5 protein-coding genes are annotated in these 7,479 nt (G+C 61.8%); 4 read left to right on the forward strand and 1 reads right to left on the reverse strand.

Features of this window, described 5'->3' with window-relative positions; genetic code table 11:
* The 3 genes from FN369_RS08940 to glgB all read left to right on the forward strand — a co-directional run.
* A partial coding sequence (locus FN369_RS08940; RefSeq protein WP_142525811.1) for an alpha-1,4-glucan--maltose-1-phosphate maltosyltransferase occupies positions 1 to 1,784 on the forward strand: 1,784 nt, incomplete at its 5' end.
* Positions 1,785 to 1,828: 44 nt separating this feature from the next.
* Positions 1,829 to 3,406, forward strand: coding sequence for a maltokinase N-terminal cap-like domain-containing protein (locus FN369_RS08945; protein ID WP_142525812.1), 1,578 nt, complete (start codon positions 1,829 to 1,831; stop codon positions 3,404 to 3,406).
* Complete coding sequence (gene glgB, locus FN369_RS08950; protein WP_142525813.1) at positions 3,403 to 5,382, forward strand: 1,4-alpha-glucan branching protein GlgB; 1,980 nt, start codon at positions 3,403 to 3,405, stop codon at positions 5,380 to 5,382. The genes FN369_RS08945 and glgB overlap by 4 nt, the downstream gene beginning before the upstream one ends.
* Positions 5,383 to 5,391: 9 nt before the next feature.
* Here glgB and FN369_RS08955 read toward each other — a convergent pair whose 3' ends face one another.
* Positions 5,392 to 6,006, reverse strand: a complete 615-nt coding sequence (locus tag FN369_RS08955) for a hypothetical protein (protein WP_142525814.1) — start codon at positions 6,004 to 6,006, stop codon at positions 5,392 to 5,394.
* Positions 6,007 to 6,022: 16 nt separating this feature from the next.
* On the opposite strand from FN369_RS08955, the gene FN369_RS08960 reads away from it, so the two are divergent.
* Positions 6,023 to 7,479: TonB-dependent receptor plug domain-containing protein (locus FN369_RS08960; protein WP_246189645.1), on the forward strand; the 1,457-nt coding region annotated here is incomplete at its 3' end.

A 7,479-nucleotide genomic window follows, 5' to 3' on the forward strand; every position in this document is an offset into this window, starting at 1 on the left:
GGCGGGAGCAGCCGATGCGCGATCTGGGCAACGACGAGTGGCAAGCAGAGTTTCTCCTGGAAAAGCTGGGGCTCTACGAGTGCCAGGTCGTCGCATGGGTGGACCATTTTGTCACTTGGATCGAGGGCTTTCACAAAAAGGCGGACGGAGGGGAAGAGATCGGGGTAGAGCTCCTGATCGGAGCCGAGCTGCTCGAAGCGGCGGCCGGTCGGGCTCCCAAACCGGAGTCCGGCCGGCTCCGGGAGTGGGCGGCGCATCTCCGAGACCCCTCCCTTCCAGCGGCGGAGCGGGGGTTGGCTGCGCGCAATCCGGCGCTGGCAGACCTCGCCCGGCGTTATCCCGATCGGAGCTTGGCCTCCGAAGCCCCGTTTGTGCGCAAGATCCTCGTCGACCCGCCCAAAGCGGTCTTCAGCTCCTGGTACGAGCTCTTCCCGCGTTCGTGGGCAAGAGAGCCGGGCCGCCACGGGACCTTTGCCGATTGCGAACGACTGCTCCCCGAAATCGCCGCTCTCGGATTCGACGTGCTCTATCTGCCGCCGATCCACCCGATCGGCCGTCGCTTCCGAAAAGGGAAAAACAACGATGTCCGCTGTGGACCCGACGACGTAGGAAGCCCTTGGGCCATCGGGGCTGAGGAGGGAGGACACAAGGCGCTTCATCCCCAATTGGGAAGCTGGGAGGACTTTCACCGCTTGCAGGAGCGCGCGAGAGAATACGGATTGGAAATCGCCCTGGACATAGCGCTCCAGTGCAGCCCCGATCATCCCTACGTCCGGGAGCATCCCGGCTGGTTTCGCTGGCGTCCGGACGGGACGGTCCAATATGCGGAGAATCCTCCCAAGAAGTACCAGGATATCATTCCGTTCGACTTCGAATGCGCGGAGTGGCGCCTCCTATGGGAAGAGTTGCGGAGCATCTTCGTCTTTTGGATCGAACGAGGGGTGAAGATCTTCCGAGTCGACAACCCCCACACCAAGCCGATGGCGTTCTGGGAGTGGCTGATCTCCGAGCTCAAGGCGGACTATCCGGAGGTCATCCTCCTGGCGGAAGCCTTTACCCGTCCCAAGATCCTCTATCACTTGGCCAAATGCGGCTTCTCCCAGGGTTATACATACTTCACCTGGCGGGCAACGCCCGCAGAGCTCCGGGAATATCTAGTCGAGCTCACCTCCTCGCCCGTCCGGGAGTTCTTTCGACCGAATTTTTGGCCAAACACCCCGGATATCCTTCCTGTCTATCTCCAGCAGGGCGACCGCTCGACGTTCCTGCAGCGGCTGATCCTGGCCGCCACCCTCTCCTCCAATTACGGCATCTATGGCCCCGCCTTCGAGCTCTGCGTGAGAAGCGCTCTGGTGCCCGGCAAAGAGGAATACCTCGACTCCGAAAAGTATGAGATCCGCCATTGGGAGTGGAATGCGCCGGGAAACCTGAAGCCCGAGATCGCCCGCATCAACCATATCCGGAAGACGCATCGGGCCTTGCAAGCCACCGACAACCTCCGGTTTTGCGAAGTAGACAATCCTCAACTCCTGGCTTATGCCAAAGCGAGTCCCGACTTGGGTGACGTGATTCTGGTTGTGGTCAATATGGACGCCCATCCCCAATCCGGCTGGGTCCGCTTCCCGGCGGAGGAGTTCGGGATCGATTCGCACAAGCCCTTTCAAGTCAACGACCTGCTCGCCGACACGAGCTACACGTGGCACGACGGGAGCAACTACGTCCGCCTCGATCCCACTCTCCGCCCCGCCCACCTTTTCTGGGTGACCCAATATGCGCCCGATTGAGGAGCGGATTGCCGGCCGGCCTCGTCTTTGGCAAGGATAGGAGCGTGCCACCCGACTTCGACCCGCTGGCCGAGCGGTTCTGGTTTTCCGCGGAGGGCCTACGCCGGATCGGAACGCTCCTTCCCCCCTTTTTGCTGCGCCGCCGCTGGTTCGCGGGGAAAGCCCACGGCCTCGAGGAAGTTCAGGTGGCCGACGCCTTTTGTCTCGGACCCCGAGAGGCGGGGCTGCGGCTCCTGCTCCTCCGAGTCCGCTTCGCCACGGGAGAGACCGCTCTCTTCACCCTGCCCCTCCGATTGACCAGAGGCGCTCCTCCTGCGGCCGTCGAGGAGAGTGACCGAATCGGCCCCCTCTCTCCTTCCTCGCCGCAGATCCTCTGGGAAGCGACCGGCGATCCTCTCTTCGCCCGAGCCCTGCTCGAACTCTTGGCCGAAGAGCGGGAGCTGCTGGGTCCGCTGGGGATCTTGCGGGGGAGAAGCGCTCCCTTTCTCGCGGAGTTCCGTGCTTCGGGAGTTCTGCCGGAAGAGACGCGCCTCGTCGGCCGGGAACAGAGCAACAGTGCGCTCCTCTTCGGAAACCGGCTCTTTTTTAAGCTTTACCGAAAGGTCGAGGGCGGCCCCAATCCAGATGTGGAAGTCCACGAGCGGCTTTCGGGCCTCCTGGGCTTTCCTCACGTCCCCCGTTACGCAGGCCGCCTCGACTACGATCCGCAGAACGGTCCATCGACCTTGCTCGGCCTGCTCACGGCTGCAGTTCCCCATCGGTCGGATGCCTGGACGCTCGCGCTTGCGGAGGTCGACGGGCTCCTGCGACAGGCCGAGAAAGAGCCGGTCACGGACTACGATCCATCCGGGGCAGCCGTTCCGCGACCCGACTGGGAGCTCTTAGGGAAGCGGACTGCGGAGTTTCATCTGGCGATGGCGAGTGTGCCGGAGGATCCGGCTTTTCGACCGGAACCTCTCGGGGAGCAAGAGACTTTGCTCCTTTCGGAAGAAGCTTCGGTCTTGCTCCGGCGATCGTTCGGAATCCAGAATGGCTCCAAAGAGCCCCCGAGTGGAGAGGAAGGCCAGCGGCTCGCGGTGCTCTTCCCTCGGCTCGAATCCGCCTTCCGGCGCCTCTCGATGGTACGCCCAACCCTTCACAAGATCCGGATCCACGGGGATTACCATCTCGGCCAAGTTCTCGTGACCGACGATGATTTCGTGCTGATCGACTTCGAAGGGGAGCCGGAACGCCCCCTTGCCGAACGGCGGCGGAAGGCAATCGCCCTTCGCGACGTTGCGGGAATGGTCCGCTCCTTTCATTACGCCGCCCTCGCCCCCATCTTCCTGAGCGTTCCGGCGAATCCGCATCGGATGGACCGGCAGAAGGTCGCGGACCGCTGGAGGCACCAAGCCACCCAATCCTTCCTCGACGGCTATTATCGAACGGCGGGGAACGCGCCCTTCCTTCCACGAGGTGAGGAAGCTCGCCGGGCGCTTTTGGAATTTTTTCTTTTGGAAAAAGCCGTCTACGAAGTGGGGTATGAGAGGAACAACCGGCCGGCATGGATCGAAATTCCTTTACGCGGAATCGAAGAACTCCTGGCAACCGGCCGCAAATCCGAGGAGAATCGACAACCATGAGGGAAGGAGAAATCGATCGGCCCGCCGCACCAACGAAAGCAGGGGAGACCCCCAAAGCATCTGCGCGTCCAAAGGCGCTTCCGGAAGTCTGGGGGGAGACCGACACCTATCTCTTCCGCCAAGGCAATCACTCCCGACTCCATGAAAAGCTGGGAGGACATCTGCTTTCCTGGAAAGGGCAAAAGGGGGCCTACTTCTCCGTCTGGGCTCCCAACGCCGAAGAGGTCTCCGTTCTGGGCGATTTCAACGGCTGGAAACCGGGTGCCACCCCCCTGGTTCCTCGTCAGGACGAGACCGGCGTCTGGGAGACGTTCGTTCCCGGCCTCGAGAGCGGAGCGCTCTACAAGTATTTCATCCGGTCGAAGCAGAACGGCTTCACCGCCGAGAAGAGCGATCCGTATGCCTTTCTGTGGGAAGTTCCGCCCAGGAGCGCCTCGATTCTCTGGGATCTTTCGTACGATTGGAACGACCGGGATTGGATGGAGAGCCGCCAGGAAAAGAATGGGATCAATGCCCCCTGGTCGATCTACGAGGTCCACCTCGGATCCTGGCGGCGGGTGCCCGAGGAACGGAATCGCTTTCTTACCTATCGAGAACTCGCCCACGAGCTGGCCGCCTACGTCAAGTCGATGGGCTTTACCCACGTAGAGCTCCTGCCGATCATGGAGCATCCCTTCTCGGGTTCCTGGGGCTACCAGACGATCGGTTACTTCGCGCCGACGAGCCGCTTCGGCACCCCGCAGGACTTCATGTATTTCGTCGAGTACCTTCACAAAGAAGGGATCGGGGTGATCCTTGACTGGGTGCCCTCCCACTTCGCCACGGATGGGCACGGCCTCGGCCTTTTCGACGGAACCCACCTCTATGAGCATGCCGATCCACGACAGGGATTTCATCCCGATTGGGGAAGCTACATCTTCAACTACGGTCGGAACGAGGTCCGAGCGTTCCTTCTAAGCAGCGCCCGCTTCTGGTTCGAAAAGTACCATATCGACGCCTTCCGGATCGATGCGGTCGCCTCGATGCTCTATCTCGACTATTCGCGGCAGAACGGGGAGTGGATCCCCAACCAGTATGGCGGAAACGAAAACCTCGAGGCGATCGCCTTTCTCCGCACCTTGAGCGAGCAGCTCTACCGGGAATTTGCCGGCATTCAGCTCATCGCGGAGGAGTCGACCTCCTATCCAATGGTGAGCCGTCCGACCTACATGGGAGGCTTGGGCTTCGGATTCAAGTGGAACATGGGCTGGATGCACGACACCCTCTTCTACTTCTCCCGAGATCCCATCTACCGGAAATACCACCAGCACTGCCTCACATTCAGCGCCTGGTATGCCTGGCATGAAAACTTCATCCTTCCCCTCTCCCACGACGAGGTTGTCCACGGGAAGGGTTCTCTCCTTTCCAAGATGCCCGGCGACAATTGGCAGAAGTTCTCCAACCTCAGGGCTCTCTTCGGCTACATGTTCTTCTTCGTCGGCCACAAGCTGCTCTTCATGGGCGGAGAGTTCGGGCAGTGGAACGAGTGGTACCACGAGGTGAGCCTCGATTGGCATCTGGCATCCGGCGGGTTACACGCCCAGCTCCTTCAGTGGGTCCGCTCCCTCAACCGGCTCTATCGTCAAGAACGCGCCCTCTACGAAGACAACTTCACCGGACACGGCTTTTCGTGGGTCGATTTCAGCGACGCGGAAAGCAGTGTGATCAGCTTCCTGCGCCGATCGAAAGACGGGCGGGAGCAGATCCTCTGCGTCTTCAATCTTACCCCTGTTCCCCGCATCGGCTACCGGGTGGGAGTTCCCTTCCCCGGCTACTGGCGCGAGATTGCCAACAGTGATGCCCTCGAGTTCGGCGGGAGCGGCATGGGGAATCTGGGAGGTCTCGAGGCCGACTGGCTCCCTTGGCAGGGGCAGCCCTACTCCCTGAACCTCACGCTGCCGCCGCTCTCCGCCTCCGCCTTCAAGCGCGTCCTCTAGCCGTCGAAACTAGCGCTCCCGCCCCCTCGCTTCCGCAAAGCGCCGCCGGCTCGACCGGGTAAGATGCACATCGAGCGCAGAAGCCGCCCGATCGCCCAAGGCACCGAGGAATGTCGCCCCGGCCCAGGTCGCCACGGCCGCCCCGGGCCCAGTCTCCGCCCCAAGCATTCCTCCTATTGCCATGCCTAACCCTTGGGATCCAACCCGCAAGCCGGCTTGCGCGAGGTGGATCGCCGAGTCGCGCAGCCGCTCCTCCGCCAAGGCGCGGCCCGCCTTCCGCCAATCCTCCGACTGGAGGAGCTCCGAGGCCCAGCCAAAGCGCCGAGCATGACGAAAGAACTCCCGGCTCCATAGCCGGAGCCGTTCGGCCGGATCGGCCGAGGCAGCGTTCCTTCCGGCCGCCTCCGTGCCCCTTCCTACCGCCTTCTGAGCGCGGCGGATTGCCTCCGCCTTGGCCTGCTCGATCCTCCTCCCGCTTTTCCGTTCCGGCTTCCGGGTTTCGCCCGAATCGCCTTTTGCGCGCCCGAGGCTCTTGAGCGCCTCCGTCACGACCTCTCGCGCCCGCCCCGCCAGATCCCCAAAGCTCATCACCACCCGCACTTTCCCATTCGGTTGCTTGTCCATGCTTCCCCGTGGGTCGATGACGAGCTATCGCGCATCCGGCCTCTTTGCGGAAGAATCGGTGACCCACCTTTTCTGCGCGAAATTTTCCCGAGGAGTACGTACGGTGCCCCAGCCATGGTGCAAATGGATTCTCCTTCGAGGGGGGCACTCCTTCCGCCACCTAGAGGAGCCGGACGGTCGGCTCGGCCGCTCGGAACATTGGCATGGCCCTTGCTGGGCCTTTTGCGCCATGACGCTCCGCGACCACCGAGGCTTTTTGCTCTTCTCGCTGGTCATCCTCTTCTTGCTTTCTTCCTTCGCTCTCCCCCAAGCACATCCCAACCCTCTCGGCGATCCCCCGGCCGGCTCCTCCGGCGCCTCGAATGAACCGGCCCCGCCGCAGGAACCCTCTCCAAGCGAGCGCAAGCTCCGCAGCGCCCTGCGGCAGCCGAAGGACGCGACCAAGGAGCAATCCGAGCTCGAAAGGGCGATGACCCAGATGCCAGAAGTCCAAGTAGTCGCGACCACTCCCCTTCCGGGCATGGGCCAGCCGCTCGAAAACCTTCCCGGGGACTACCAGGTCGCACAAGGGAAAACCTGGGTCAACCAGCAGGAGTTTGCCTCGCAACTCTTCTTGGAACGGAATCAGGCGAGCGTCAATTACACCGACCTCAACGGGAACCCCTTCCTCTCGAGCATCAGCTACCGCGGGTTCGCCGCCTCTCCCATCGCGGGCCAGCCCATTGGGATCTCGGTCTTCTACGACGGAGTGCGGGTCAATGAGCCCTTCAGCAACAATGTTCAGTGGGACTTCATCCCGCAGATGGCCGTGCAGAGCATGGAAATCGTCCCCGGATCCAACCCGATCTACGGACAAAATACTCTGGGAGGGGCGATCGTCATCCAAACCAAGGACGGCCGCACCTCTCCCGGCTCCTTAATCCAGAGCTACATGGGCTCCTGGGGCACCGAGGCGGTCGGCTTCCAATACGGGGGCTACAAAGGCCACTGGGACTGGTTCCTCTCCGGGAACTGGTTCAGCATGGAGGGTTGGCGCCAGCAGAGCTCCTCCTATGTCAAGCAACTCTTCGGGAAGATCGGCTACCACAACGAGGAGACTGGCACCGACGTTCATCTGAGCTACACGGGAGCCGACAACCTGATCAACACCCTGGGGCCGACTCCGCTCAGCATGCTCGAACAATCCTACACGATGATCTACACCGGACCGAATCCGCAGACCGACAACCTCAACTTGGTGAATCTCATCGCCACCCAAAAGCTCAATGAAGATTGGACACTCGGAGGCAACGCCTACTTTCGACAGTCCAACGAAGCCTATAACAACGGCAACATCGCAAACAACGTCGACCAATTCTTAGGATTCGACTATCCCTTGGACGCTCAAGCCATCATCGGTTATGGTCCGGGACAAAGCCCTCTTTTCGGGCCCGCCGGAATGTGGCAGTTCGGCTCGGTCGATCAGACCGGAGC

The organism is Methylacidimicrobium cyclopophantes, from assembly GCF_902143385.2.
GTDB lineage: Bacteria > Verrucomicrobiota > Verrucomicrobiia > Methylacidiphilales > Methylacidiphilaceae > Methylacidimicrobium > Methylacidimicrobium cyclopophantes.

Excerpts from the sequence above, each read along its gene's own strand:
- FN369_RS08955 (WP_142525814.1), bottom strand. The coding sequence starts at position 6,006 with ATGGACAAGCAACCGAATGGGAAAGTGCGGGTGGTGATGAGCTTTGGG.
- glgB (WP_142525813.1), top strand. The coding sequence starts at position 3,403 with ATGAGGGAAGGAGAAATCGATCGGCCCGCCGCACCAACGAAAGCAGGG.